Here is a 23,487-nt window from a genome sequence, read left to right as displayed (position 1 = left end):
GGTTGTTCTCCGTCAGGCCGCCGGAGCGGGTTGGACCGCCGGCCGCTTCCCGTACCAGTAGTCGACGATCCAGTCCTCGTACTGATAGGAAGCCGGCACGACCGCCGGATGGCCGAGCGTCGTCTTGTACGCGATCCGCGCATTCGGCATGTAGTACTGCGGGACCAGTACGTACAGGTTGATCAGCACGCGATCAAGGGCGTGCGTGGCCGTCTCGAGATCGTCGAGCGTATTGGCCGCGAGCGCCGCGCGGATCAGCGCATCGACGGCCTTCGACTTCACGCCCGGATAGTTCTCCGAGCCAGGCTGCGAGGCAGCCGCGCTGCCGAAACGGCGCGTCAGCTCCGCGCCGGGGATCGTCACGGGCGAGTAGATATACGTCGTCATGTCGTACTCGAAATTGTCGAGCCGCTTCTGGTAGAGCGCGCTGTCGATCTCGTGCAGGTACGCATGGATGCCGAGCGTCGCGAGCGCTTGCGTGTACGGCAGGATCAGGCGATCCATGCCGGGCTGGTCGTCGATGATCTCGATCGTCATCGGCGTGCCGTTCGCGTCGCGCAGCGCGCCGTCGCGATAGTGCCAGCCGGCCTGCGCGAGCAAGTCGCGCGCTTGCCTGAGATTCGCGCGCAGCGAGCCCGGCGGCAGCGTCGACGGCTGCTTGACCATCGGCCCGAACACCTCCGGCGGCAGCGTCGAGCGGTACGGTTCGAGCAGCGCGAGCTCCTTCGCGCTCGGCATGCCGGACGCGGCGAACGGGCTCGCGTCCCAGAAGCTGTTGGTGCGCCGGTACTGTCCGTAGAACATCATCCGGCTCATCCAGTCGAAGTCGAACGCCAGCGCGAGCGCATGCCGCACGCGCACGTCCTGGAACATCGGTTTGCGCAGGTTCATCAGGAAGCCCTGCATCTGCGCGGGGCCGTCCGGGAATTCCCCCTTCTTCAGCATGCCGTTGCTGAAATTCTTGCCGACGTACTTGCGCGCCCACTGCGTCGAGCTGTACTCCATCCGCGCGTCGACATCGCCGGCCTTGAACGCCTCGAGCGCCGTGTACTGGTCGAGGTACAGCTTGAACGACACGCGCGCGAAACGGAACATCCCGCGCCGCGACGGCAGATTCGCGGCCCAGTAGTGCGGGTTGCGCACGTACGCGATCTGCTTGTCGTTCCTGCGCTGCTCGATCAGGTAGGCGCCGCTCGCGATCGGCGGCTCGTTCGCGATCTGGTCGAACGCCGGCCGCGTACCGTCCGCGCGCTGCCCCCACTTCGGCGAGAACACCGGCAGGTCGCCTGCGATCAGCGCGGCGTCGCGCTCCGCGTGCTTGAATTCGAAGCGGATCGTGTGGCTGTCGATCACCACTGCGCGCTTGATGATCGAGAATTGCGCGTTGTACAGCGGCGACGCCTGCGGGCTCGTCAGCGTATCGAACGAATACTTGACGTCAGCCGCGGTGATTGCGTCGCCGTTCGAAAAGCGCGCGGCCGGATTGATGTGGAACGTGGCCGACAAACCATCGGGCGCCACCTCGACGTCGTCGGCGATCAGCGCGTATTCGGACGCGAGTTCATCCCAGCTGCGCTGCATCAGCGTGTCGAACATCAGGTTCTTGATGTCCGGCGCGGGCGAGCCGCGGGTCAGAAACGGGTTCAGCGAGTCGTAGCTCTGTGCTTCGTCGTAGTTTTCGAAGTTGAGCGTGCCGGTGTCCGGCGCCTGCGGATCCGCATAATCGAAATGCGTGAAGCCCGGCGGGTATTTCGGCTGGTCGTATTGCGCGATGGCCGGCACCGCGTGCGCGGCTTGCGGCATGACCGCGGCGCATGCGATCAGCACCACGCACACGAACAGCGCGTGCATCCGCCGCCATTTCAACAGTCTCATGTTCAGTCAACCCGGTAGCGTGCCGGCCCGATGCCCGCGCGCGATCAATGCCTGTCGATTCACGCGTCGTCGATACCGGTCGAACCGGCCGTACCGTCATCGCGCCTGATTAAAAAAGGCCGCTCCGAATTAGGGGTAGTGGACGTGGAGCGGCCTGTCCAAGCAGTTCGGTCTTGCGCGTGTCGGCGTCAGAACTTGTACGTCGCGCCAACCTGCGCGAAGCGGCCGATATACGAATACACCGACGTGTCGTACCCGCTCTGGCTCAGCGTGCCGTTCGCGAAGATCGGATCGTACGGCGGCGTGCGGTTGAAGATGTTGTCGATGCCGCCGTAGATGGTCCAGTTCTTGAAGCCCGTGTACGTCAACATCAGGTTGAACTGGCTGTACGAACCGACTTTCGGCGGCTCCGCCAGCAGGTTCTGCGCGTACGGGCCCGTGAACTGCCACGTCAGCGCCGCATCGAACTTGCGATAGTTCCAGTCCAGCGTCGTGTTGCCGCGCCAGCGCGGGAAGCTGCCGCCGAACGGCTGCGTGATCGTGAAGTTGTTGCCCGCGCCGTTGATCGGTGCGCTGCCCGGGAAGCCGATCTTGTAGCTGTTGACGTACGCCCAGTCGCCCGACAGCGTGAGCATGCCCCAGCCCTTGAGCGGCAGACCCTGGCGGAACGTGCCTTCGAAGCCGTTCGTGTCGAGGTAGCCGAGGTTCTGATACGGAATCACCTTGTACAGCAACTGGCCGGTCGTCGGGTCGGTCACGACCTGCGACGGCTTGCCCTGGCCGATCACGTTGTCGATGCGGATCTTGTACCAGTCGAAGCCGATATCCGTGTAGCGGGCCGGCGAAACCTGGAAGCCGATGTTGAAGTTGCGCGTGCGTTCCGGCGCGAGGTTCGGGTTGCCGACCGTGATCGACGTGTAGTTCTGGCCGGTTGCCGGGTCGACCTGAATGCCGAGGGTCTGCGACTTGCTGTCCTCGACGAAGGTCGGCGCGCGGAAGCCGCGGTTGTACGACGTATACAGCGTGAGCGCCTTGATCGGCTGGTAGCGCAGCGCGAAGCGCGGCGAGAACGCCCCGCCCACGTCCGTGTAGTGGTCGTAGCGACCTGCCTGGCTGAACGTCAGGTTCTCCAGGATCGGCACGTTGACCTGGTAATAGACGGCCGCAACATTGCGCGCGCCGTTCACGGTCTGCAGATCGGGCGAGATCACCGCGCCGCTCAGGTACTCGGAGCCGGGCGTCAGCGTTTCGCTCTGGTGCGTGAACTGCGCGCCGAAGCCGATGCCGACGTCGCCGGTCGGCAGGTGGAACAGGTTCGGCGTCGACAGCGTCGCGTCGATCGTGTCGAGCTTCGAGATACCGAGGTTGTTCGCTTCCTGGTACAGGCCGTTGAACGCGTTCGGCGTCGCGGCCGGGTTCGCGAAATTCAGCGTGCCGTTCTGGTAGATGTTGTTCAGCGCATTCACGTTCAGCTGGTTCGTGAACACGTTCGACACCGTGCTCTGCGAATGGCTGACCGACGTCGCCCAGTCCCAGTCGCCGTACGGCAGCGTGAACGAGCCCTTGATGCCGGCCGCCGCGCGCCAGTAGTTCGCCCAGGTCTTCTGCGCGACCGTGTTCGGGAACGCGTAGGTCAACGGCGTCGCCGCGCCCGTCGTGTTGTACGGGTTGGTCACCGGCACGACCGTGTTGAACGGCGACAGCAACTGCGTCTGCGGATTCCACACCAGCGCCGGGTTCTGCGGGTTGCCGATCACGTTGTTCCACAGGCCATCGTTGGTCGTGGTCGTGTTGTAGCTTTCCAGGAAGTCCGCGAACGCCGTCGTCGTGTCGTTGATCTTGAAGTCGCCATGCAGCTTCGCGTTCAGGCGTTCGGTCATCGGCAGGATCGACGTGCTTTCCGCCGTGTTGAACGCGCAGATCGTGCCCGGCAGGCCGGCCGACAGCGAGTTCGTCGCGGCCTGGTGCACCGCCCCGCCGAACGGGCAGCCGTTCAGCGCCTGCGCACTGCCGTCGGGCATGTTCCAGTAGGACGGCCCGAGCAACGAAAAGCCGCCCGGCTTGCCCGTGAAGTCCTGGTTGCGGGTCGAATCGCGATCGGCAAGCGTGAAACCGTTCGACTTGTAGTAGCTGAGCGCCGCCGTCACGTTGAAGCGGTCGGCGTTCAGGTCGCCGAAGCCGCCGAGCACGCCGAACTTCGTCGTGCCGTCGCCGTTGCCGGCGTTGATCGCGCTGCCGATGCTGCCGTCGAGCTGCAGCCCGCGGAAATTGTGTTTCGTGATGATGTTGACGACGCCGCCGATCGCGTCCGATCCGTATTGCGACACCGCGCCCGTCTTCACGATTTCGATGCGCTCGATGTCGTTGAGCGGCAGCGTGTTGAGGTCGAAGAACGAATCGACGCTGTTCGAGAAGAACGCATACGGCGCCACGCGCTGGCCGTCGACCAGCACGAGCGTGTATTTCTCGGACAGGCCGCGTAGCGCGATGCCGGCCGCGCCGGCCGCGAAGTTGCCCGACTGCCCTTCGCCCCAGCTATTCGCCGAGTTGGCCGTCGCATTGCGCAGGAAGTCGGTCACCGTCACCGCGCCGCTGGCCTGGATCTCCTTCGGCGTGATGGTCTGTACCTGCTGAAAGCCGGTCTTGTCGGATTGCCGGATCAGCGAGCCGGTCACCTCGAAACGCTTGATCTGTGCGACCTTGCCCTGCCCGTTCGCGGCCGGGGCGGCGGGCGCGGTGTCGCCCGTCACGGCCGCGCCGGGTGCTGCCGCGCCCGTTTCAGCAGGCGTGCTTGTGGTACCGCCCGCCTGCGCGACGATCGCGGCCGGAGGCGCGCCGGTCGCGACTGCATCCGCCACGGCGACGGCGCCAGACGCCGGCTGGCTCTGTGCGAAAGCCGGCACCGCCAGCGTCGCGGTGAGTGCCAGTTCTGCCCAGACTATTCTTTTGATGGCCAACGCTAGCGCTCTCTGCTTCATCTTGTTTCCTCTCGCTCGTCAGTAAGACCCCACCCGCTGCACGTCCAATCTTGTGAATTCCGCCGCGCTTGCGGAGCACCCGTGTGCCGGAGCCCGCCATTTCCGACCTGCCAACTACCGCGATCCGAACGGATCGACCGCGCAACGCGAACGCTGCATGGTCCTTTCGTATTTTTTAATTTGCAATACTGATTACTTACATTGAGTTCACAGCTTGCTTACCGCTTCCAATAATTCCGGTCCGACGGGCTAGAACAGCCGTGGCGTACCGACCCAGACGATCACCGCCTCTTCGTCGGCCGTGTTCTGCCACGCATGCGGCGTCGTCGACTCGTAGTGCGCGGTGTCGCCCGCGCCCAGCATGAACGTGCAATCCTCCAGCGTGAGCACGACCCTGCCGCGCATCACGTAGAGAAACTCCTCCCCGGCATGCGTCGTCACTTCCGACGGCGACTGCCCCGCCGGTATCCTGACGAGAATCGCATCGAGCTTGCGTCCGTCCACGAGATTCGTCAGCCGGGCAAAAGAGCTCGCCGAGTTGGCGAACTGGAAATACTGCAATGCGTCGCCGCGGCACACCGAGCGCGCCTCGGTTGGCGTGTCGATGAAGTACTGCATCGTCACGCCGAGCGCCTTCGCGATTCGGACCAATGACGTGATCGACGGCGTCGCGCGCCCACGCTCGACCTGCGACAGGAACGGCTTCGAGATCCCTGCCGTCGTGGCCGCTTCGTCGAGCGTGAGTTTCAGCCGCTGCCGAAGCGCGCGGATCTTGTTGCCAAGCGAAACCGCGACGAGCACCGATTCATCGGGAGGCAAGACCATGGAAGAACGGAACCTCTCAATCGAAATCGGTTTGATGTCGGCAGGCCTTCCCCGATGCCATGAGGCTGCCGCCACGGCGCGACACTCTGCTCCCCTTCGCCGCCGGGCGCACGTCGCACGTGCCGCGAAGCGGGATTCCGGCTTCGTGGTCGCGCGATTCACGCTCACTTCATTCGGTTTACTAATTAACAAGACTGCCCCTTTTCTTCGCCCAGACAGACTTCCCCGCCTTCAAGTCGCGCCGCAATACCACGTGTATGCGGCACGGCGCCCATCCCGCATCGCGTGCCTGCTTCCCCCTCCGTCGTTACCGCGACGCGACGGCCGTCCAGAGCTTCGCCAGATCCCCCGATCCGTCGGTACCCTTCACCGTGCGCAGCACCTGGACCGCGTGCGCCTTCTGGCCGGCCACGTAATACGCCTCGCCGAGCCGCAGCCGCGCCGCATCGGGATGATCGAGCCCACCCTTCGCGATCGCCTGCTCCATCATCGACAGCCCCTGCGCCGCGTGGCCCGCGAACACCAGATTCATGCCGACGTCGATCGGCGCTACCGGATCGGCAGCGTCCGCGCCCGACTGCGCGCGCTTGTCGGCCAGCGCCCGCAGCCGTTTCTCTCGGTCCGCCTGCGCATCCTTGCCCAGCACGCCGGACGCGAACCCCTGGTCGATCACCTGCCGGCCTTCGGCCGGCGTGCCCGCCACCAGCGCGAGCTGCGTCATCTCCATATAGGCGTCGGCCGTCGTCAGCGAGCCCGTCGCCCGGCGCAACCGGTAGATGTCGAGGTCGAGCGACGACAGGTAACCGGGGCTGCCGCGAATCGCCGAGACCATTTCCTCCCAGTACGCGGGGCTCGGGTGATAAGCCACCAGCATGGCGAGCGCGCTGCGATAGGCGCCGGCATCCTTGCTCTTTTGCGCACAGGTCGCCAGCATCTGCAACTGCCCTTCGTCCGGCGCGTGGCCGGCCTTCACCTGTGCGTCCGCGCTTGCCTTCAACTGGCTCACGACCTGGCCGCAATCGTTCGACAGGTAATACGACTGCGTAAGCAGCGTGCGCATTTCCGGGTCCGTGCCGCCCGCCTTCAGGTAGCGCTGCGCGACGCGGATCGCCTGCGGATAGTTCTTCTGCTGGAAGTAGATTCCCGCGAGCGCCGCCGTCGTCCGCTGCTCGTCCTCGCCCGACAGGCGCCCCGAGTTCAGGACGGTTTCGTAGGCCTGCGCGGCCACGCCGGTATCGCCGGCCGCCATCGCCGCCGCGCCGCGCGTCGCCTCCACCATGTAGGTTTCATACGGCGTGCGATTGGGCACGGCGGCCGCCTGCGCGATCTTGCCGAGCGCGTCGCGATACTTGTGCGCGCGATACAGCTCCTGCGCCGCCGCCAGCGGCTTCGCCACATCGGGCCGCAACGCGTCGGCTGCCCACGCCGGCCGGCCGAGCGCGCAGGCCGCACCGAGCGCCGTCAGCGCCACCATCCGTTTCCATCGTTGCTGGTTCATCGGTTGGCCTGTCCCGTCATTGCATGAACTGCTCGTTGCCGATCAGGCCGATCTTCGTCGCGCCCACGCGCTGCGCGGACGCCAGGACGGCCGCCACGTCCTTGTATGGCGCCAGCTTGTTCGGCCGCAGATGAATCTCCGCCTGCACGGGCTCGTGCGCGACCTGTGTCAGCTTCGCCTCGAGCGCCGCGCGATTCGGCACCGCCGTGCCGTTCCACGTCGTCGTGCCGTCGAAGTCGATGTCGATCTGCACGACTTCCGGCGGTGCGGCGGGCGGCGGTGGGTTGCCCACCGGCAAGTCCATCTTCACCGAATGCATCTGGATCGGGATCGTGATGATCAGCATGATCAGCAGCACCAGCATCACGTCGATCAGCGGCGTGGTGTTGATGTCGACCATCACGTCCGGCTCGCTGCTGCTCCCGCCCGAAGGCACGTTCATTCCCATCGTTTGCTCCTGTCGATCTGAGTTAGCGCTTTAGCGCTTGCTCAGATCCCATGCTCCACCATCAATCAGAACCGGCGCGTGTGCCGCTCCCATGCAACGCTAACCACCCCGCGCCGGCGGTTCCGTGATGAACGACACCTTCGCGATACCCGCCCGCTCGCACATCGTGATGACCCGGCCGATGAACTCGTAGCGCGTGTTCTGGTCGCCCCGCACGTGCACGCTCGGTTGCGGCTGCTGTTGCGACACGCCCTTCAGCTTCGCGAGCAACGTCGCTGCGTCCACCAATTGCTCACCCCAGAAGAAATCGCCGTCGCGGTTCACCGCGATCTCGACGCTCTTCGGCGTGGTCTGCAGCGGCTGCACGACCTCCTTCGGCAACTGCAGCTGGATCGTGTGCGTGACGACCGGGATCGTGATCAGGAAGATGATCAGCAACACCAGCATCACGTCGACGAGCGGCGTCGTGTTGATGTTCGCGATCACCTCGTCGCTTTCGTCCTGCCCGACGTTCATGCCCATCGCGCGCCTCCGTCAGCCGGTCAGTTCACGAGCGACGCGGCGGGCGACGGCACGCGAGCGGGACGCTTGCTGCCGGCCAGCAGCACGGTATGCAGCTGGGCGCCGAAGTTGCGGACCCGCTCCATCACCGACTTGTTGCGCCGGACCAGGAAGTTGTAGCCGAGCACGGCCGGCACCGCGACCGCCAGGCCGATCGCCGTCATGATGAGCGCCTCGCCCACCGGGCCCGCGACCTTGTCGATCGACGCCTGGCCCGCGATCCCGATCGCCGTCAGCGCGTGATAGATCCCCCAGACCGTGCCGAACAGCCCGACGAACGGCGCGGTCGAGCCGACCGTCGCGAGGAACGCGAGCCCGTCCTGCATGCGGTTCGACACGTTCGTGATCGAGCGCTCGACGGACACGTCGATCCACGTGTTGCGGTCCACGGCTTCGAGCAGCGCCTCGTCGTGATGCTCGCCCGCCTCGATCGCCGTTTCGGCGATGAAGCGGAACGGCGACGCCTCGTCGAGCAGCTTCGCGCCCTCGGCCAGCGACGGCGCGCTCCAGAGCTGCGCGTCGGCGAGTTTCGCGCGGCGGTTCGCCCGCAACTGTTCGACGAACTTCGTGATCATGATGTACCAGCTGCCCATCGACATGATCACGAGCAGGATCAGCACGAAGCGCGCGACGAAGTCGCCGTTCTTCCAGAGCGCGCCGAGCCCGTACGGATTCTCGACCGCTTCGGTCGTGGCCGGCGCCGGCGGCGGGGCCGGCTCGGCGGCGGGCGCCTGCGCGGGCGCCGCGGCCTGCGTCGACGCGTCGGAGGTCGCCGCGGATCCGCTCGCTTGCGCGTAAGCGAGTTGCGGTGCAACGAGCCCGTCGATTCCGGCGACGGACATCAACAGGCTTGCCGCCAGCGCGGCCAGAGAACGCTTCGTCATACCCCACTCCAATTCTTTCGTTAAACTTACGATTTAGGTTCAAGCCGGTTTTCACCGGTCCGGCTCCCGCCGGACCGCCCACTGCATCAATTCAGGTTGAACGAGAACGGCACCTGCACCCGTACCGCCTGGCCTTGCGCCACGCATTTGAACCGCTTCACGGTGTTGTAGGCCGCACGATCGAGCACGGGGTCGGCCGACTGGGCCACGCGTTCGTTCGTGATGTTCCCTTCCGCATCCACGACGAACTCGATCGTCACGTCACCCGTGATGTTGTTTTCCTGCGCTTCCTTCGGGTACTGCATCGACGCGCGCATCGAGTCCGAATTCGGGCAGACGACACCCACTTCGTGACTGACCGGCTTGGCCGGCGCGGGCGGTGCGACGACCGGCGCCTGCACGGCCGGCGCGGACGGCACCGGTGCCGACTGGTGCGTGATGGTCGCCTGCTGCGGGGGTGCCTGCACCGGCACTTCAGGCGGCGGCACGAACGGCGGCGGCGGCGGCGCGAACTTCGGCGGCGGAAGCTTGACGACCGGCATCGGCGGGGGCGGCGGCGGCTTCACCGGCTCGATGATGCGGGTTTCGATCGGATGCTGGATCACCTGCACGACTTTGGTCGCGAGGCCATTGAGCAATGCGTAGATCAGCACTGCATGCAACAGGAGGACGACTGCGATGCCGCCGAAACGGCGCACCGGATTCTGCTGCTTCTTGCCGAATTCCCGCGGACGCCCCAGCGTGGCCAGTCCGCTGTTCGAAGCAACCAGATGCTCTTCGACTTTCATGCCCACTATCCTTCCCCCAAGCGAATCGCCCAGTTTCGCGATGATGGCCGGCGCCGGAACCGGGTCGGTTCCGTCTCCGCCTCAACTCGAAATTTCATTTTTAATTCAATTTGCAATCCGAATTGAAAGCATCGATTTCGGATCGCGTTTATTCAATTTCAAGGAATCGTTTCAACCGCAACGGGATAGCCGCCCTATCCGGCGTCTATCCCGCACCAGCGTGGTCAGGCAATTGTCAGCTGCGTCGACACAGGCACATTTCTCGTATGACGATTGGATCTTCGTTACACGCTGATGTCAGCCAGGCCGTTCGTCTTGGGTGCAGAAGATAGCAAGGAAAAAATCCGGGCGTCAAACTTTATTTGATAATTGAATACAAAGTTTGGAGGCCTTACTCGAATAACGAGTTAGTAAACTTCGCCAACCATTTCCCATTAATTTCGTAATTGGTTTGTATGGTTATCGCACTAATTCAGTGCTTATCCAAAATAATCACCAATTTAGTGCTATCACACCGAATCGGTGCACTCCGGAATGAGCAATGCCGGATGCGCTTCATTGTCCGATGCATGGATGGAAGCCGATTGACCGCTTTCATGCAGGCGGGGTCCTGTTCAGGCGATATCCGTACGGTCGATCTTCGTTACTTTTAATAGGATTGCAAATCAAAATATTGAAACCTTCTCCAACGATCCAATTCTCACAATGATCTGCACAACGAACGTATCTTCCGACGACGGATAAAGCTGAGGCCACGGGAATTCGTTGCCTGCCCTTCTGCACGCACGGGCATCCCCACCTCACCGAGCCCGGTGGGAAAATGCCCGCGCATGCTTCATCGACACACGACCCGCATCGCTCAGGACAGCATCATCCCCTGCATCCGGTGCGAGAAATGCGCGCGCTCGGCCGTCTCCATCAGCATCAGGAATTCGTCCTGCATCATGTGAATCAGCGCTTGATGATCGCCGGCCTCGAAATAGACTTCCGGCTGCTGCGCGAGGTGTTCCTCGAGAAACGTCTTCATCCCGTACGCCATGCAGACCGGCGGCAGCGCGCCCATGTCGCAATCCTTGAACAGCTCGCGCAACTCGACCTCCCGGGCGAGCACGAGATGGCGCCCCGTCTTCACCCAGAGATCCGACAGGCGCACGGCGTGCGTCGTCGGCAATACGGCGGCGACGTAGCCTTCGGCGTCCTCGAGAAGCACGGTTTTCGCGAGACGATCGCCGGGAATATGCGCGGCGGCGGCCGTCTCCATGCTCGTATGACTATAGGGGTGGTACACGACTTCGTACCGCGATGACTTCTGGCGCAGGCAATCCTGCAGGGTGGCTGAGACCGGCATGGCGCACCTCGTCTGGGCGGAATCGGGCGAATCGGGTGAAAAAGGCGAACAGCGTTCGCTCCGGATTCGTTCAGCATAGGTCGCATTCCGGGCCAATGGAAATGCCCTCGTGCTGCGCCCGCCCACATGGCCCGGCAGCCGGCCCAACTCGCTTTCAAGGCCTTCGTCTGCCCTTGCCGGCATGCGGAATCCGTCCCCGGAATACGCTTGGCGGACCCTCATTTCTGCAGGCAGATTTCAGGCAGTGCGAACGAAAATGCGGCCGCACCCGCTAATTTGCCGACGTCGAGAAACTCGACCGTTAGTTGCATTTTAAGAAGAACATCGGGACACCGCCCGGGATGCGTCGTTCAAAAAGCGAACCCGCGAACGCTCGCCATCACGCCGACAAACCCGCGCCGCCAACGGCTTTCCCGGTGTCCTATACTGAGCCGGCCGCCCACCCTTCCGCGGCGGAAACCGACTCCTGGAGCGATCATGCATTACCAGTTGATCTACGAACTCGTCGACGATTACCTGTCGCGGCGCGAACCGTTCCGCGCCGAGCATCTCGCGCTCGCGCAGGCCGCGACCGAGCGCGGCGAACTGGTGCTCGCCGGCGCGCTGGCGGACCCGGCCGACCAGGCGGTGCTCGTGTTCGAAGGCGATTCGCCGGAAGCGGCCGAATCGTTCGCGCGCGCCGATCCGTACGTGCAGAACGGCCTCGTGAAATCGTGGCGCGTGCGGCCATGGCGCGTCGTGGTCGGCAAGCACGCGCCGCGTCCGGCGTGAGGCCTGGCTACAGCCACCCCGCCCGCTTGAAACGCCACCACAGCGCGAGGTCGGCGATGGCCATCGCCGCGATGCAGCCGTAGAACCCGTATTTCAGGTGCAGCTCGGGCATGTTCGCGAAGTTCATCCCGTAGATGCCGGCGATCATCGTCGGTATCGCGAACAGCGCGGCGAACGAGCCGAGCCGCTTGGTCACCTCGTTCTCCGCGAGCGAAATCATCCCGAGGTTCACCTGGATCGCGGTGACGACCATCTCGCGACGCCCTTCGATCGTCTTCACGATCCGCTGCAGATGGTCGTACACGTCGCGGAAGTAAGCCGCCATCCCGCTGCAGACCTGCGGCACGCGCCCGCCGGTGAGCTTCGCGAGCGGCTCCATCAGCGGCGCCGTGTGCTGGTACAGCAGCACGAGCCGGCGCTTCAGCGAATAGAGATCCTCGATGATCGCGCGCGACGACGCCGGCGTCGCCTTCGCGAAGATGCGGTCCTCGAGTTCCTCGAGTTCGGCCCCGAGCGTTTCGAGGATCGGGAAATACCGGTCGACGACCTGATCCATCAACGCGTAGAACACGAACGCCGAACCCTCCCGCAACAAGTGCGGCTCGCGCTCGCAACGCTTGCGCACGTCGCGGAAATCGTGCTCGGTATGGTTGCGGATCGACAGCACGTAATTCGGACCGACGAATACGTTCAATTCGCCGACCTTGAATTCGTCGTCCTCGTCGAGTTCGACCGTGTGCAGCACCGCGAACAGCGAATCGCCGTATTCCTCGATCTTCGGCCGCTGATGGCCTTTGCGGGCATCCTCGAGCGCCAGCTCGTGCAAGCCGAACTCCTCGCCCATCAGGTCGATTTCCTCGGGCGTCGGGTCCTTCAGCGCGACCCACACGAAGCATTCGGGCTTCGACACGTAATCGCTGATGGCGTCGATGTCGATATCGGCCAGCTTGCGGCCGTCCTGGTAAGCAGCACAGTTGATCAGCATGGTATTCGTGACGTTGCGGTTTGCGCATCAGTTTACCGGTTTGCTGCACGGACGGCCCGGCTTGCGCGGCACGCCGATATTGGTCATGATCGGGCTGCGTGCGCCGCAGCATGCGCGTCGACGCACTTCTACAGGCCCGCCGGGCCTGCGTTGCGCGATGCACAACGGCCGTGCGGCCCAACCGTCAAGGAGACAGACCTATGTGGTATTTCTCGTGGATACTCGGCATCGGCGTGGCGCTCGGCTTCGGCATCATCAACGCGATGTGGCTGGAAGCGGAAGTATTCTCGCGTGGCGACCAGCGCGGCGATACGTCGGGCCAGCGGTCGGGGAGCCGGCATTCGTGACGCACCTGGTGTTCTTCTGCGGTCACGCCGGCACCGGCAAGACCACGCTCGCGAAGCGGCTCATCAGGCCGCTGATGCGCGCGACCGGCGAAGCGTTCTGCCTGCTCGACAAGGACACGCTGTACGGCCGCTACAGCGCGGCCGCGATGGGCGCGCTCACGGACGATCCGAACGACCGTGACAGCCCGCTCTACCTGAAACATCTTCGCGATCCCGAATACCAGGGCCTGCTCGACACGGCCCGCGACAATCTCTCGCTCGGCATCGGTGCGCTCGTGGTCGGCCCGCTGTCGCGTGAAGTGCGCGACCGGCGCATCCTCGATCGCGCGTGGCTCGGCATCGCGCCGGACGTCACGCTGACGGTCGTCTGGGTCCACACATCGGAAGACGTCGCGCACCAGCGGATCGTCGCGCGCGCCAACCCGAACGACGCGTACAAGCTCGCGCACTGGGACGAATACCGGCAGCGCCGCTTCGTGCCGACCGGCCACGAATGCGACGGCATCGTGATGTTCGACAACACCGCGCCGTCCGACGCGGACCTCGACGCGCTGCTGTCCCGCATCGTGCCGCCGCAACCGGCAACGATCGTCCCGCCGCTGCCGGCCTGATCGCGCCGCCCGGCGCCCTTTCCCTTCCCGCAAAAAAACGACGCCGGAAGCGCTGCTGCGCTCCCGGCGTCGTACGGCCCTCGTGCCAGTGACTGGCGAATGGTCTTGGAATGACGGTCAGGCGACCGCGTGCACGCGCTCCATCGTGCCGCCTTCGTACAGCTTGCCGAAGCGGTTCGACAGGAACGCCTTCAGCGACACCTTCTCTTGCGGGATGAAACCGCTCTGCGGCAGCTTCTTTTCGCGGAACAGATCCAGCACCGCGCACATCGCGCCGGCCGTCGTGATCTGGATCGCGCTCATGTGCATCCCGCACACGTCCTTTGCGAAGATCTTGCGGGTGAACACGTCCTGCACCAGCTGGCCGTCCTTCACGCCCGTCACCGTGACGAACACGAGCACGACGTCCTGCTTCGTCGACGGCACCGCGCGGCGCATGATCGACTTCAGCGTGTCGCGATCGGTCGACAGGCGCAGGTCTTCCAGCAGGAACTGGACGAGCTCGCGGTGGCCCGGATAGCGCACCGACTTGTAGTCGAGCGTCTCGACCTTGCCCGACAGCGTCTCGCACAGCGTGCCCAGGCCGCCCGACGTGTTGAACGCTTCGTATTCGGTACCGTCGAGCGAGAAGTGTTCGAGGCCTTCGAGCGGCTGCACCCACTGCTTGCGGCCGTCGCGGATCGCTTCGCACGGCTGGCAGTATTCGTTGATCAACCCGTCGACGCTCCACGTCAGGTTGTACTTCAGCGCGTTGGTCGGATATTCGGGCAGCGCGCCGACGCGCATCTTAACGTCGCGCACTTCGCTGAAGCCGTTCACGAGCTCGTGCGCGGCGATGCCGATGAAGCCCGGTGCGAGGCCGCACTGCGGCATGAACGCGCGGTCGGAGCCGTCGGCCAGTTCGCGGATCGCGTGGGTCGCGCGCACGTCTTCGGTCAGGTCGAAGTAGTGAACGCCGGCCGCCTTCGCGGCGGCGGCCACGTTGACCGCGAGGTAGTAAGGCAGCGCATTGACGAGCGCATCGAAGCCCTTCACTGCTTCGCGGATCGCATTCGCGTCGGCCGAATCGACCCGTTGCGTCGCGATGCCTTCGCGCGACAGCTTCGCGAGCGCATCCGCATCGCGGTCGAACGCGACGACTTCGTAGTCGCCCGTTTCGCGCAGCATGTGAGCAATGGTGTGGCCGATCAGACCTGCGCCGACGATGGCGATTTTCATGCGCTTATCTCCTGATGATGGGTTTGCTGTTGGTGTACGGCGTCGAGCCATGAACACAGTTTAGGGACGCTCAAAATCAGTTCCAAGACGAAGAATGATGCGAAACGACCGATAAATTCGACGTTATGACGATACGTTTGGTCGAAACGACCATTTCATCTAAAAATCGCGTAAAGGCGCTGTCGCAAACCGGCCGTTGGCGGTGGCCCGTTGCAACGACGAAGACGAGGACGCACGGCATGGCTCCCGACACACGAACTGCACATGCGTCACGGGCTACACGCCGGTCGAAGCCGAATACGGAAAGGAGAGTCGGGAGAGAGACGCGCAAAGTGCGCGGAAGGATGGCGATCGGCACTCGTGCCGATCATGAGGAACAGCGAATGCCGATACGAAGGCGGCCGGGCATCTACCCGCCGTTAATCCAGACACCCGTGACGTAACGAAACCGGCGCCGCGCATGCGCCGTCCGTCATGTGCGGTGCCGCATGCAACGGCTCAGCCGCCGATCGTCCCGCGGTCGATCTTGCGCGACAGGATGATCGACGTCGTCGTGCGCTCGACGCCTTCGAGCGTGCCGATCTGGTCGAGCAGGTCGTTGAGCCGTTCCGGCGAATCGGCGCGCAGCCACGCGACGTAGTCGTACTCGCCGCTCACCGCGCACAGCAGCTGGACTTCCGGCATCCGGTCGAGCTTGCGCAAGACGTCCTTGCCGAATTTCGGCGTGAGGATGATGCCGACGTACGCGTAGATGCTGGCGTCCAGCACGTCCTGCCCGAGCCGCACGCTGTACCCGGCGATCACGTTGGTGCGTTCGAGCCGCGCGATGCGCGCGACGACCGTCGTGCGCGCCACGTCGAGCTGGCGCGCGAGATCCGCGACGCTGGCACGCGCATCGGCTTGCAGCAGCGCGACGAGTTGCCGGTCGAGATCGTCGAGTTGGTCGAGGCGGGGTGGGCGCATGACGCTGGGCCGGTACGCATGTGCCGGCGGAGTGGAAAGTGACGCGATGATAGCGCCGATCGCCGGCGCGCCCAACCGGCACGGCCCGGATTCGCAGCTTCGATTTCGATTCGTATCGGATGTAAGCAAGTGTCGCATTCACTACCGCGCTGCATGCAACGTGCTACTAATAGCGGGCGACGCGAGAGGCGCGCTGGCGGCAATGGCCGCCGCGTCCGCTCGCCAGACACCACCCCGGAGAGCCAACCATGAAGAAAATCTCGCTCACCCTCGCTACGCTCGTCGTTGCAGCCAGCGCATTCGCGCAGACCCCGGCGCAGCCGCAAGCGCCCGCCCAGGCACCGGCCACGACGGCCGCGGCATCGGCCCCGAGCGCCGAGCAGCGCGCGGCCCGCCACGAGGCGCGCATCGAGCAGCGCATCAAGTACCTGCACGACCAGTTGAAGATCACGTCGGCGCAGGAACCGCAATGGAAGACGTTCGCCGACACGATGCGCGACAACGGCGCAACGATGGGCCGTCTCTACGGCGAACGGATGGCCAAGCACGACGTGTCCGCGCTCGACGACATGAAGCAGTACGCGGAACTGTCGCAGGCGAACGCCGACGGCGCGAAGAAGCTCGCCGACGCGTTCGCGCCGCTCTACGAGAGCTTCCCGGCCGAGCAGAAGGCGCTGGCCGACACGACGTTCCGCAGCTGGCTGCACCACGGCGGCGAGCACCGCGGCAAGGGCAAGACGAAGGGCAAGGAAGGCAAGGCAGCCGCCGCGCCGGCCGCAAGCGCACCCGCGCAGCCCTGACCCTTCCCGCCGGCGCCGTGCCGGCCCGCCCGGGCCGAACGGCGCCGCGCCGCGATCGGCGACCGGCGACCGGCGCGTCACACGGCGCGCCGAATTCGGGATAAGCTCCCGGCTTTTCCCGCTTTCCCGCCCCTCCCCGCCATGCTCGAACTCAAGCAACTCGATCTGCGTACCGATCCGCAGGCCCGTCGCGTCGTCAAGGACGAAACCGTCGCCGTATCCTTCGCGGACGCCGACGGCGAACTGATGAGCCTCGAAGGCCCGAACCGTTATGTCGTGGGCGACGCGCTGATCACCGGCTCGACCGGCGACCGCTGGGTCGTGTCGCGCGCGCGCTTCGACGCCAAATACCTGCCCGCCGATCCGGCACTCGCGCACGGCACGCCGGGCGCCTACCGCAACCGGCCGGCCGTCGTGCTCGCGCGCCGGATGGACGAGGCGTTTACGATCGCCCGCTCGGAAAACGGCGACACGCTGCGCGGCGTCGCCGGCGACTGGGTGATGCAATACGCACCCGGCGACTACGGCGTCGTGCAGGCGCAGCGCTTCGCGCAGGTCTACCGCGACGCGTAACGCGTAACGCACCCCGCCGGCCGAGGCCGGCGCCACGGCTCACGCAAAGTCTTCGTCGAGTTCGAGTTCCGCGTCGCGCTCGACGGCCTCGCCGGCCGCGTGCCGCTCTTCGAGCGAGCCGAGCATCGCTTCCGTATACGCATGCAGCACCGCATGGCTGCGCGCGCGCTGCATCGGCTTGAGCGCCAGGTAGCGCGCGAGCGCGGCCGGCACGATCCGGATGTCGAGCGTCATCCGCTTCGGCGTCGCGCCGAACCGCATCGCCAGCCAGTGCACGGCCAGAAAGCGCCCGCGTTCGTCGCTGCTTTCGGCGAAGCGCGTCTGCTCCGGAAAGAGATCGCAGATCACGCGCGCGAGCGCGTCGAATTCCGCGCTCTGGCATTCGATCAGATAGTCGTCCATTGCGTGTCTCCCGTCAGGCCGCCGCACGCGACGGCCGGCACGCCTTCACCAGCGCGATCACCAGGATCGCGACCAGCACGACATACGCGGCCTCGACCCACGCGGCCGGCAGCACGCGCACCTGGTACAGCAGCGTCGGCGTCGCCGCGAGCGCATGCAGCACGATCGCGAGCGGCAACACGGCCATCCGGCCGGCCCGCACGCCGCGCCACACCAGCACCGACAGCGCCAGTTGCACCGCGAACGCCGCGCAGCGCTCCAGCAGCAACAGCAGGATCGACTGGGCCGACAGCGTCGCGAGCATCATGTGCAGCCGCACCACGGTGTCGACCGGCAGGTCGGACAACTGCGTCTCGAGCTGGCCGCGGCTCGCGAGCCACGCGAGATACGACCACTGGCCCCAGACGAGCACGCCGACGAACCACGCTTCGGCGCCGCCGTGGCCGATGCCGTAGCCGATCCCGCGACCGTCGCCGGCCGATGCGCCATAGCGGCGGTCCAGAAAGCGCATCCCGACATAGCGGCCGACTTCCTCGAACACGGCGGTCGCGAGCGCGCTGTACGCGACGAACGCGAGCGGCTGCGTCAGCCAGCCGTCCTCGGGCGTGTGGCTCAGCACGAGCCCGTGGAACGCGCGCTCGAGGATCATCGCGAACAGCGTGAAGACGGTGACGCCGACGATCGTGTCGCGGCGGTTGAGCGCAAGCGGCTTGCGCAGGATGCGGTAGAGGACGAGCGGCAGCAGCGCGATGATCAGCGTGGCGGCGATCAGCGCGGCCAGCGTGACGGGAGCGACAGTCATGTATTTCCTTGGTTCGAAGCAGCGCACCTGACACGCCGCGTGCCCCGAATGATACTCAGCTTGCGGTCGACGCGCGCGCAATCAACTCGCCGGGCAGCATCGCGACGCGCACGTCGCCCGCCGCGCCGTCGATCCGCTCGTGCACGAATTCGACGGCCTTGTAGCCGATTTCGTAGGTCGGCTGACGGATCGTCGTGATGCCGATCAGCTCGGCCCATTCCGGATCGTCGATCGACAGCAGCGCCGCCTTTTGCTGCCATGCGGCGCCGAAGCGCGCGCGCAGGTGGCGCGCGATCGCCAGCGCGACCGGCGCGTTCGCGGCGAACAGCGCCGCGCGCACGCCGCGCCGGGCCGCGTCGTCGATGCGGGCATCGACGTCGGCGAGCGCCGCCGCGGCCGCGTCGGGTTCGTTCAGGTCGAGCACGACCGTCGGCGGCACCGGCAGCCCGCGTGCGGCCAGCGCCGCGCGGAACGCGGCCTCGCGCACGCGCCGCGAGCTGACCTGCTCGAACGGCTGCACGACGAAGTGGATCGCGTCGAAACCGTGCTCGATCAGATGCGCGAGCGCCGTCTCGATCGCGTCGGTGTTGTCGAGGCCGATCAGGTCGGCCTCGAAGCCCTCGACCGTGCGGTCGACGAGCACCGCCGGAATGCCGGCACCGCGCAGCGGGCGCAGCACGTCTTCCTCGGCGCCGAGCGCGTTGACGATCAGCCCTTCGACGCGGTAGGTCGTGAGCAGCTGCAGGAAGCGGCGTTCCATCTCGACTTCGTTCGCCGCGTGACAGATGAGCGGCATGTAGCCGAGCGCATGGCACGCGGCCTCGACGCCCTGCAGCACTTCGACGGTGTAAGGATTGGTCAGGTCGGCCGCGAGCATGCCGAGCAGCCGGTTGCGGCCGCGCTTGAGCCCGCGCGCCATCTGGTTCGGCCGATAGTTGAGCCGCGCGATGGCCGCCTCGATCCGCTGGCGCAGATCGACGGACAGCACGTGCGTCTCGCCGTTCAGGTAGCGCGAAACGCTGGTCTTGCCCGTGCCGGCCTCGCGCGCGACGTCGCTGATCGTCGCCGGACGCGTCGTGGAAGGTTGCGTATCGGTCACTGTCGTGCCTCGCGACGTACGATCCGCGCCGCTTCGTGAGCAGACGGACCTTTGTTGTTGGAAACGTAAGCCAACCGGCGGCCTCCCCTGTCCTGGCGCGTCGGCGCCTGCGCTGGCCCGGTGCTGCGCGGTCGAGCCGCGCCCGCCAGCAGCGTGCTACGGCAGTCGGCCGCACCGGAGCTGGCGCGGATGCCCGTCGCGCGACGCCGCCGGCCGCGTGGCCGGCCGTCGATACGACGAGCGCGGGCGATCATAACGCAGCCAGCCCTCCGGCACCAAGATCATCGACTCTAACGGCGCCGGCACCGTGCCGGCCGGTTGCCTCGGGCGGCTCAGGCGTGCGCCAGCGCATCCGGATTGACGAGATTCGTGCGCAGCGTGCCGGCCAGCGCGCCGACGAGGTTTTCCGCGGCGCAGCGCGCCATCGCATGGCGCGTCTCGTGCGTCGCCGAGCCGATATGCGGCAGCGCGACGACGTTCTTCATCAGCAGCAGCGGCGAATCCGCCGGCAGCGGCTCCTTCTCGAACACGTCGAGCCCCGCGCCGCGGATCGTCCCCGCGCGCAGCGCGTCGACCAGCGCGGCTTCGTCGACGACGGGCCCGCGCGACGCGTTGATCAGGATCGCGCTGCGTTTCATCTTCGCGAATTCGGGCGCGCCGATCAGGTGGCGCGTGTCGGGCGACAGCGGCACCTGCAGGCACACGAAATCGGACTGCGCGAGCAGCGCGTCGAGTGTCACGCGCCGCGCGCCGTACTGCGTCTCGGCCTCGGCATGCGCGGACCGGTTCGCGTACAGCACCTGCATCCGGAAGCCGAGCGCCGCGCGGCGCGCGACCGCGCCGCCGATCCGCCCGAGCCCGACGATGCCGAGCGTCTTGCCCTGCACGTCGGTGCCGTACAGGTCCGGGCCGATGCTGCGATGCCAGTTGCCGGCCTTCACCCATTCGGCCAGTTCGACCACGCGCCGCGCGGAGGCCAGGATCAGCGAAAACACCGTATCGGCCGTCGACTCGGTCAGCACGTCCGGCGTATGCGCGAGCACGATGCCGCGCCGCGTGAAATCGGCGACGTCGAAATTGTCGTAGCCGACCGAGATCGTCGACCACGCCTTCAGCCGCGGCGCGCGATCGAGCATCTGCGGCGTGACCTTCAGGCTCGCGCCGATCGCGCCGTCCGCGTCGCCGAGCGCGGCGGCGAGCGCGTCGGCGCCGTCGGCCTGCACGACGTCCGCATGCTCGCGCAGGTACGCGAGAACGTCATCGGGCAGCGGCTTGTACGCGACGATACGGGGCTTCATCGTTTCATTTTCCTTGCAGCGGCGCGGCGAGCGGATGCGCATCGTGCGCCTGGGGTTTGACGGACAGCGTGAGGATCACCGCGGCGACGAGCGCGGCGCTCATGAATGCGTACGACGCGACGGGCGACCCGGTCGCACCGTTCAGGTAGCCGACGAAGTACGAACCGACGAACGAGCCGAGCGCGCCCATGCTGTTGATCAGCGCCATCGCGCCGCCGGCGACGTTCTTCGGCAGCAGTTCCGGCACGATCGCGAAGAATGGCCCGTACGGCGCATACATCGCGGCGCCCGCGACGACCAGCAGCGCGTACGAAATCCAGAAATGCGACGAACCGAGCGCATACGACGCGGCGAACGCGGCCGCGCCGACCAGCAGGAACGGCCACACGAAGCCGCGGCGCGAGCCGACCTTGTCGGATGCCCACGATGCGGCGAGCATCGCGATCGTCGCCGCGAGGTACGGCAGCGCGGACAGCCAGCCGGTCGCGACCATCCCGAGGTCGGAACCGTTCTTCACGATCGACGGCAGCCACAGCACGAAGCCGTACACGCCGATGCTCCAGCAGAAATACTGCGCGCACAGCTTGATCACTGCCGGCGAACGGAACGCCTCGCCATAGTTGCGCACGGGCTTGATCGCCGCCTGCTCGGCCGCGAGCGCGGCGTCGAGGTCGCGCTTTTCCTGCGCGCTCAACCACGGCGAATCGGCCGGCTTGTCCTGCACGAGGAACCACCAGCACACGGCCCAGATGACGGCCGGCACGCCTTCGGCGATGAACATGTGGCGCCAGCCGAATTCATGCACGAGATAGCCCGACACGATCGACATCCACAGCACGGTGACCGGGTTGCCGAGGATCAGGAACGTGTTCGCGCGCGAGCGCTCGTTCTTCGTGAACCAGTTGCTGATGTAGATCAGCATCGCCGGCATCACGGCCGCCTCGACGACGCCCAGCACGAAGCGGATCGCCATCAGCGACGGGATGTTGCTGACCACGCCGGTCAGCGCCGCGCAGCCGCCCCACAGCACGAGGCTGACGAACACGAGCTTCTTCACGCTGCGGCGTTCCGCGTAGATCGCGCCGGGAATCTGGAAGAAGAAGTAACCGAGGAAGAACAGCGCGCCGATCAGCGACGACAGGCCCTTGCTGATCCCGAGATCCTGGTTGATGCCGGCCGCCGCCGCGAACCCGTAGTTCGCGCGATCGAGGTAAGCGAGGCTGTAGGTGATGAAGACGATCGGCATGATCGTCCACCACCGACGGGCTGCGAGATTGGCTGCCATGAGAGTGTCTCCGTATATGGACCGGAGTGGGCGCACTGGCGCCTGCCCGGCCTCGAACAAAACTACTGTGCGTCGCGCACGAAATGGATCCGCGGATTGTGCCGTGTCCGGCCTCTCATTGCGCGGTGACGGTTTCCTCTAAGCGATCGGCGTGATTGCTGATCTTTTCGAGCCGGTCGAGCGCGTCGCGCGTCGGCAATCCTTCCGAATCGCCGATCACCTGGATCGCGAGCGCACCGATCCGGTTGCCGCGTGCGACCGCCTGCTCGACGCTGCGCCCTTCGAGCAGCGCGCTGACCACGCCGACCGCGAAGCCGTCGCCGGCGCCGACCGTATCGACGACCTTGTCGACGCGCTCGCCGGCGACCGTGCCTTCGCGGCCGTCGGCCGTGCGGAAATACGCGCCCTGCTCGCCGAGCTTGATCACGACGCCGCGCGCGCCCTGCGCGAGATAGAAGCCCGCGATGTCGGCCGGCCTGTCGTGCCCGGTGAGTTGCCGCCCTTCGGCGAGGCCCGGCAGCACCCAGTCGGCGAGCGTCGCGAGCGCATTCAGCGTCTTCGCCATCACGTCGGCGGACGGCCACAGCGTCGGGCGCAGGTTCGGGTCGAACGAGATCGTCTTGCCCGCCGCACGCATCTCGCGCGCGAGCCGGAATGCGAGTTCGCACGACGTCGCCGAGATCGCCGGCGCGACGCCGGTCAGGTGCAGGTGGCGCGCGCCGAGCACGTAGTCGGCCACGTAGTCGTCGCACGACAGGTGGCTCGCCGCCGAACCCTTGCGGAAATATTCGACGGTCGGGTCGCTGCCGTCGTCGTTGCGCGACTTCAGCTGGAAACCGGTCGGGTAGCGCGGGTCGACGGTCACGCACGACGCGTCGATGCCCTCGCGCGCCAGCGTGTCGAGCACGTAGCGGCCGAACGAATCGCGGCCGACCCGGCTCATCCAGCCGACCCGGAAACCGAGCCGAGACAGGCCGATCGCGACATTCAGGTCGGCGCCGGCGATCCGCTTCGCGAATTGCCCGGCGTGCGCGAGGTGGCCGGGCTCCGTCGCGACGAACATCGCCATCGCTTCGCCGTAGGTCACGACATCGAGTGCTGCTTTCATGACTGAACTCCTCAGAATCC

General features: G+C 65.9%; 23 protein-coding genes. 5 read left to right on the top strand and 18 right to left on the bottom strand.

What is annotated here, in order from left to right; genetic code table 11:
• Positions 1-12: 12 nt before the first annotated feature.
• The 9 genes from BLS50_RS16380 to BLS50_RS16340 form a co-directional block, all read right to left on the bottom strand.
• A complete protein-coding gene (locus tag BLS50_RS16380; RefSeq protein ID WP_074802652.1) occupies positions 13-1,875 on the bottom strand; it encodes an extracellular solute-binding protein in 1,863 nt (620 codons plus the stop codon).
• 188 nt (positions 1,876-2,063) lie between these two features.
• Positions 2,064-4,853, bottom strand: a complete 2,790-nt coding sequence (locus tag BLS50_RS16375; protein WP_074802651.1) for a TonB-dependent receptor — start codon at positions 4,851-4,853, stop codon at positions 2,064-2,066.
• Between the two features lie 249 nt (positions 4,854-5,102).
• On the bottom strand, positions 5,103-5,678 hold the full coding sequence (locus BLS50_RS16370) for a helix-turn-helix domain-containing protein (RefSeq protein ID WP_074802650.1): 576 nt from the start codon (positions 5,676-5,678) through the stop codon (positions 5,103-5,105).
• A 307-nt stretch (positions 5,679-5,985) separates the two neighbouring features.
• Positions 5,986-7,176, bottom strand: coding sequence for a tetratricopeptide repeat protein (locus tag BLS50_RS16365; protein ID WP_074802649.1), 1,191 nt, complete (start codon positions 7,174-7,176; stop codon positions 5,986-5,988).
• A 16-nt stretch (positions 7,177-7,192) separates the two neighbouring features.
• Positions 7,193-7,624 carry an ExbD/TolR family protein gene (locus BLS50_RS16360; RefSeq protein WP_054927856.1) on the bottom strand — a complete coding sequence of 144 codons (432 nt, stop codon included), beginning with the start codon at positions 7,622-7,624 and terminating at the stop codon, positions 7,193-7,195.
• A gap of 99 nt (positions 7,625-7,723) precedes the next feature.
• Positions 7,724-8,146, bottom strand: a complete 423-nt coding sequence (locus BLS50_RS16355) for an ExbD/TolR family protein (protein WP_006475978.1) — start codon at positions 8,144-8,146, stop codon at positions 7,724-7,726.
• 20 nt (positions 8,147-8,166) lie between these two features.
• Complete coding sequence (locus BLS50_RS16350) at positions 8,167-9,069, bottom strand: MotA/TolQ/ExbB proton channel family protein (protein WP_074802648.1); 903 nt, start codon at positions 9,067-9,069, stop codon at positions 8,167-8,169.
• A gap of 86 nt (positions 9,070-9,155) precedes the next feature.
• Positions 9,156-9,857, bottom strand: coding sequence for an energy transducer TonB (locus BLS50_RS16345; RefSeq protein ID WP_006481523.1), 702 nt, complete (start codon positions 9,855-9,857; stop codon positions 9,156-9,158).
• An 859-nt stretch (positions 9,858-10,716) separates the two neighbouring features.
• On the bottom strand, positions 10,717-11,205 hold the full coding sequence (locus BLS50_RS16340) for an aminoacyl-tRNA deacylase (RefSeq protein ID WP_006475975.1): 489 nt from the start codon (positions 11,203-11,205) through the stop codon (positions 10,717-10,719).
• 477 nt (positions 11,206-11,682) lie between these two features.
• Here BLS50_RS16340 and BLS50_RS16335 point away from each other — a divergent pair, with 477 nt between their 5' ends.
• Entirely contained in the window at positions 11,683-11,976 is a 294-nt protein-coding gene (locus tag BLS50_RS16335; RefSeq protein WP_006475974.1) for a YciI-like protein, read from the top strand.
• A gap of 7 nt (positions 11,977-11,983) precedes the next feature.
• Here the strand turns inward: BLS50_RS16335 and corA are convergent, their stop codons facing one another.
• Positions 11,984-12,961: a magnesium/cobalt transporter CorA gene (corA, locus tag BLS50_RS16330; RefSeq protein ID WP_069232673.1), complete on the bottom strand. Its 978-nt coding sequence runs from the start codon at positions 12,959-12,961 to the stop codon at positions 11,984-11,986.
• 200 nt (positions 12,962-13,161) lie between these two features.
• Between corA and cydX the strand changes: the two genes are divergently transcribed.
• The gene (gene cydX / locus BLS50_RS16325) at positions 13,162-13,308 is read left to right on the top strand and encodes a cytochrome bd-I oxidase subunit CydX (RefSeq protein WP_027807096.1); all 147 of its coding nucleotides are present in this window, start codon (positions 13,162-13,164) and stop codon (positions 13,306-13,308) included.
• Positions 13,305-13,919: an AAA family ATPase gene (locus BLS50_RS16320; RefSeq protein ID WP_074802647.1), complete on the top strand. Its 615-nt coding sequence runs from the start codon at positions 13,305-13,307 to the stop codon at positions 13,917-13,919. The genes cydX and BLS50_RS16320 overlap by 4 nt, the downstream gene beginning before the upstream one ends.
• Positions 13,920-14,036: 117 nt before the next feature.
• Here the strand turns inward: BLS50_RS16320 and BLS50_RS16315 are convergent, their stop codons facing one another.
• Together BLS50_RS16315 and BLS50_RS16310 are read right to left on the bottom strand one after the other, a co-directional pair.
• Positions 14,037-15,137: a saccharopine dehydrogenase family protein gene (locus BLS50_RS16315; protein ID WP_034181371.1), complete on the bottom strand. Its 1,101-nt coding sequence runs from the start codon at positions 15,135-15,137 to the stop codon at positions 14,037-14,039.
• A 498-nt stretch (positions 15,138-15,635) separates the two neighbouring features.
• A complete protein-coding gene (locus tag BLS50_RS16310) occupies positions 15,636-16,100 on the bottom strand; it encodes an Lrp/AsnC family transcriptional regulator (RefSeq protein ID WP_006481526.1) in 465 nt (154 codons plus the stop codon).
• Positions 16,101-16,348: 248 nt separating this feature from the next.
• Between BLS50_RS16310 and BLS50_RS16305 the strand changes: the two genes are divergently transcribed.
• Both BLS50_RS16305 and BLS50_RS16300 read left to right on the top strand, forming a co-directional pair.
• Positions 16,349-16,900, top strand: a complete 552-nt coding sequence (locus BLS50_RS16305; protein WP_074802646.1) for a Spy/CpxP family protein refolding chaperone — start codon at positions 16,349-16,351, stop codon at positions 16,898-16,900.
• A gap of 141 nt (positions 16,901-17,041) precedes the next feature.
• A complete protein-coding gene (locus BLS50_RS16300; protein WP_074802645.1) occupies positions 17,042-17,473 on the top strand; it encodes a PGDYG domain-containing protein in 432 nt (143 codons plus the stop codon).
• Positions 17,474-17,512: 39 nt separating this feature from the next.
• On the opposite strand, the gene BLS50_RS16295 is transcribed toward BLS50_RS16300, so the two are convergent.
• The 6 genes from BLS50_RS16295 to BLS50_RS16270 form a co-directional block, all read right to left on the bottom strand.
• Complete coding sequence (locus BLS50_RS16295) at positions 17,513-17,875, bottom strand: DUF3022 domain-containing protein (protein WP_027806439.1); 363 nt, start codon at positions 17,873-17,875, stop codon at positions 17,513-17,515.
• 13 nt (positions 17,876-17,888) lie between these two features.
• Positions 17,889-18,677 carry a YhfC family intramembrane metalloprotease gene (locus BLS50_RS16290; protein WP_011549758.1) on the bottom strand — a complete coding sequence of 263 codons (789 nt, stop codon included), beginning with the start codon at positions 18,675-18,677 and terminating at the stop codon, positions 17,889-17,891.
• Positions 18,678-18,732: 55 nt separating this feature from the next.
• Positions 18,733-19,776, bottom strand: a complete 1,044-nt coding sequence (locus BLS50_RS16285) for a LacI family DNA-binding transcriptional regulator (RefSeq protein WP_053526504.1) — start codon at positions 19,774-19,776, stop codon at positions 18,733-18,735.
• 332 nt (positions 19,777-20,108) lie between these two features.
• Positions 20,109-21,074 carry an NAD(P)-dependent oxidoreductase gene (locus BLS50_RS16280; protein ID WP_074802820.1) on the bottom strand — a complete coding sequence of 322 codons (966 nt, stop codon included), beginning with the start codon at positions 21,072-21,074 and terminating at the stop codon, positions 20,109-20,111.
• Between the two features lie 4 nt (positions 21,075-21,078).
• The gene (locus BLS50_RS16275) at positions 21,079-22,359 is read right to left on the bottom strand and encodes an MFS transporter (protein ID WP_074802644.1); all 1,281 of its coding nucleotides are present in this window, start codon (positions 22,357-22,359) and stop codon (positions 21,079-21,081) included.
• A gap of 115 nt (positions 22,360-22,474) precedes the next feature.
• Positions 22,475-23,467 carry a sugar kinase gene (locus tag BLS50_RS16270; protein WP_074802643.1) on the bottom strand — a complete coding sequence of 331 codons (993 nt, stop codon included), beginning with the start codon at positions 23,465-23,467 and terminating at the stop codon, positions 22,475-22,477.
• Positions 23,468-23,487: the final 20 nt, after the last annotated feature.

It is taken from the genome of Burkholderia orbicola (assembly GCF_900100915.1).
In the GTDB taxonomy this organism is placed as follows: domain Bacteria; phylum Pseudomonadota; class Gammaproteobacteria; order Burkholderiales; family Burkholderiaceae; genus Burkholderia; species Burkholderia orbicola.
This window is presented reverse-complemented; position numbering and strand designations above follow the sequence as displayed.

Coding starts and splice junctions, on each gene's coding strand:
- corA (WP_069232673.1), bottom strand. CDS start 12,961: ATGCTGATCAACTGTGCTGCTTACCAGGACGGCCGCAAGCTGGCCGAT.
- BLS50_RS16355 (WP_006475978.1), bottom strand. CDS start 8,146: ATGGGCATGAACGTCGGGCAGGACGAAAGCGACGAGGTGATCGCGAAC.
- BLS50_RS16280 (WP_074802820.1), bottom strand. CDS start 21,074: ATGAAGCCCCGTATCGTCGCGTACAAGCCGCTGCCCGATGACGTTCTC.
- BLS50_RS16360 (WP_054927856.1), bottom strand. CDS start 7,624: ATGGGAATGAACGTGCCTTCGGGCGGGAGCAGCAGCGAGCCGGACGTG.
- BLS50_RS16375 (WP_074802651.1), bottom strand. CDS start 4,853: ATGAAGCAGAGAGCGCTAGCGTTGGCCATCAAAAGAATAGTCTGGGCA.
- BLS50_RS16290 (WP_011549758.1), bottom strand. CDS start 18,677: ATGACTGTCGCTCCCGTCACGCTGGCCGCGCTGATCGCCGCCACGCTG.
- BLS50_RS16270 (WP_074802643.1), bottom strand. CDS start 23,467: ATGAAAGCAGCACTCGATGTCGTGACCTACGGCGAAGCGATGGCGATG.
- BLS50_RS16315 (WP_034181371.1), bottom strand. CDS start 15,137: ATGAAAATCGCCATCGTCGGCGCAGGTCTGATCGGCCACACCATTGCT.
- BLS50_RS16295 (WP_027806439.1), bottom strand. CDS start 17,875: ATGGACGACTATCTGATCGAATGCCAGAGCGCGGAATTCGACGCGCTC.
- BLS50_RS16335 (WP_006475974.1), top strand. CDS start 11,683: ATGCATTACCAGTTGATCTACGAACTCGTCGACGATTACCTGTCGCGG.
- BLS50_RS16340 (WP_006475975.1), bottom strand. CDS start 11,205: ATGCCGGTCTCAGCCACCCTGCAGGATTGCCTGCGCCAGAAGTCATCG.
- BLS50_RS16370 (WP_074802650.1), bottom strand. CDS start 5,678: ATGGTCTTGCCTCCCGATGAATCGGTGCTCGTCGCGGTTTCGCTTGGC.
- BLS50_RS16275 (WP_074802644.1), bottom strand. CDS start 22,359: ATGGCAGCCAATCTCGCAGCCCGTCGGTGGTGGACGATCATGCCGATC.
- BLS50_RS16305 (WP_074802646.1), top strand. CDS start 16,349: ATGAAGAAAATCTCGCTCACCCTCGCTACGCTCGTCGTTGCAGCCAGC.
- BLS50_RS16350 (WP_074802648.1), bottom strand. CDS start 9,069: ATGACGAAGCGTTCTCTGGCCGCGCTGGCGGCAAGCCTGTTGATGTCC.
- BLS50_RS16365 (WP_074802649.1), bottom strand. CDS start 7,176: ATGAACCAGCAACGATGGAAACGGATGGTGGCGCTGACGGCGCTCGGT.
- BLS50_RS16300 (WP_074802645.1), top strand. CDS start 17,042: ATGCTCGAACTCAAGCAACTCGATCTGCGTACCGATCCGCAGGCCCGT.
- cydX (WP_027807096.1), top strand. CDS start 13,162: ATGTGGTATTTCTCGTGGATACTCGGCATCGGCGTGGCGCTCGGCTTC.
- BLS50_RS16310 (WP_006481526.1), bottom strand. CDS start 16,100: ATGCGCCCACCCCGCCTCGACCAACTCGACGATCTCGACCGGCAACTC.
- BLS50_RS16380 (WP_074802652.1), bottom strand. CDS start 1,875: ATGAGACTGTTGAAATGGCGGCGGATGCACGCGCTGTTCGTGTGCGTG.
- BLS50_RS16345 (WP_006481523.1), bottom strand. CDS start 9,857: ATGAAAGTCGAAGAGCATCTGGTTGCTTCGAACAGCGGACTGGCCACG.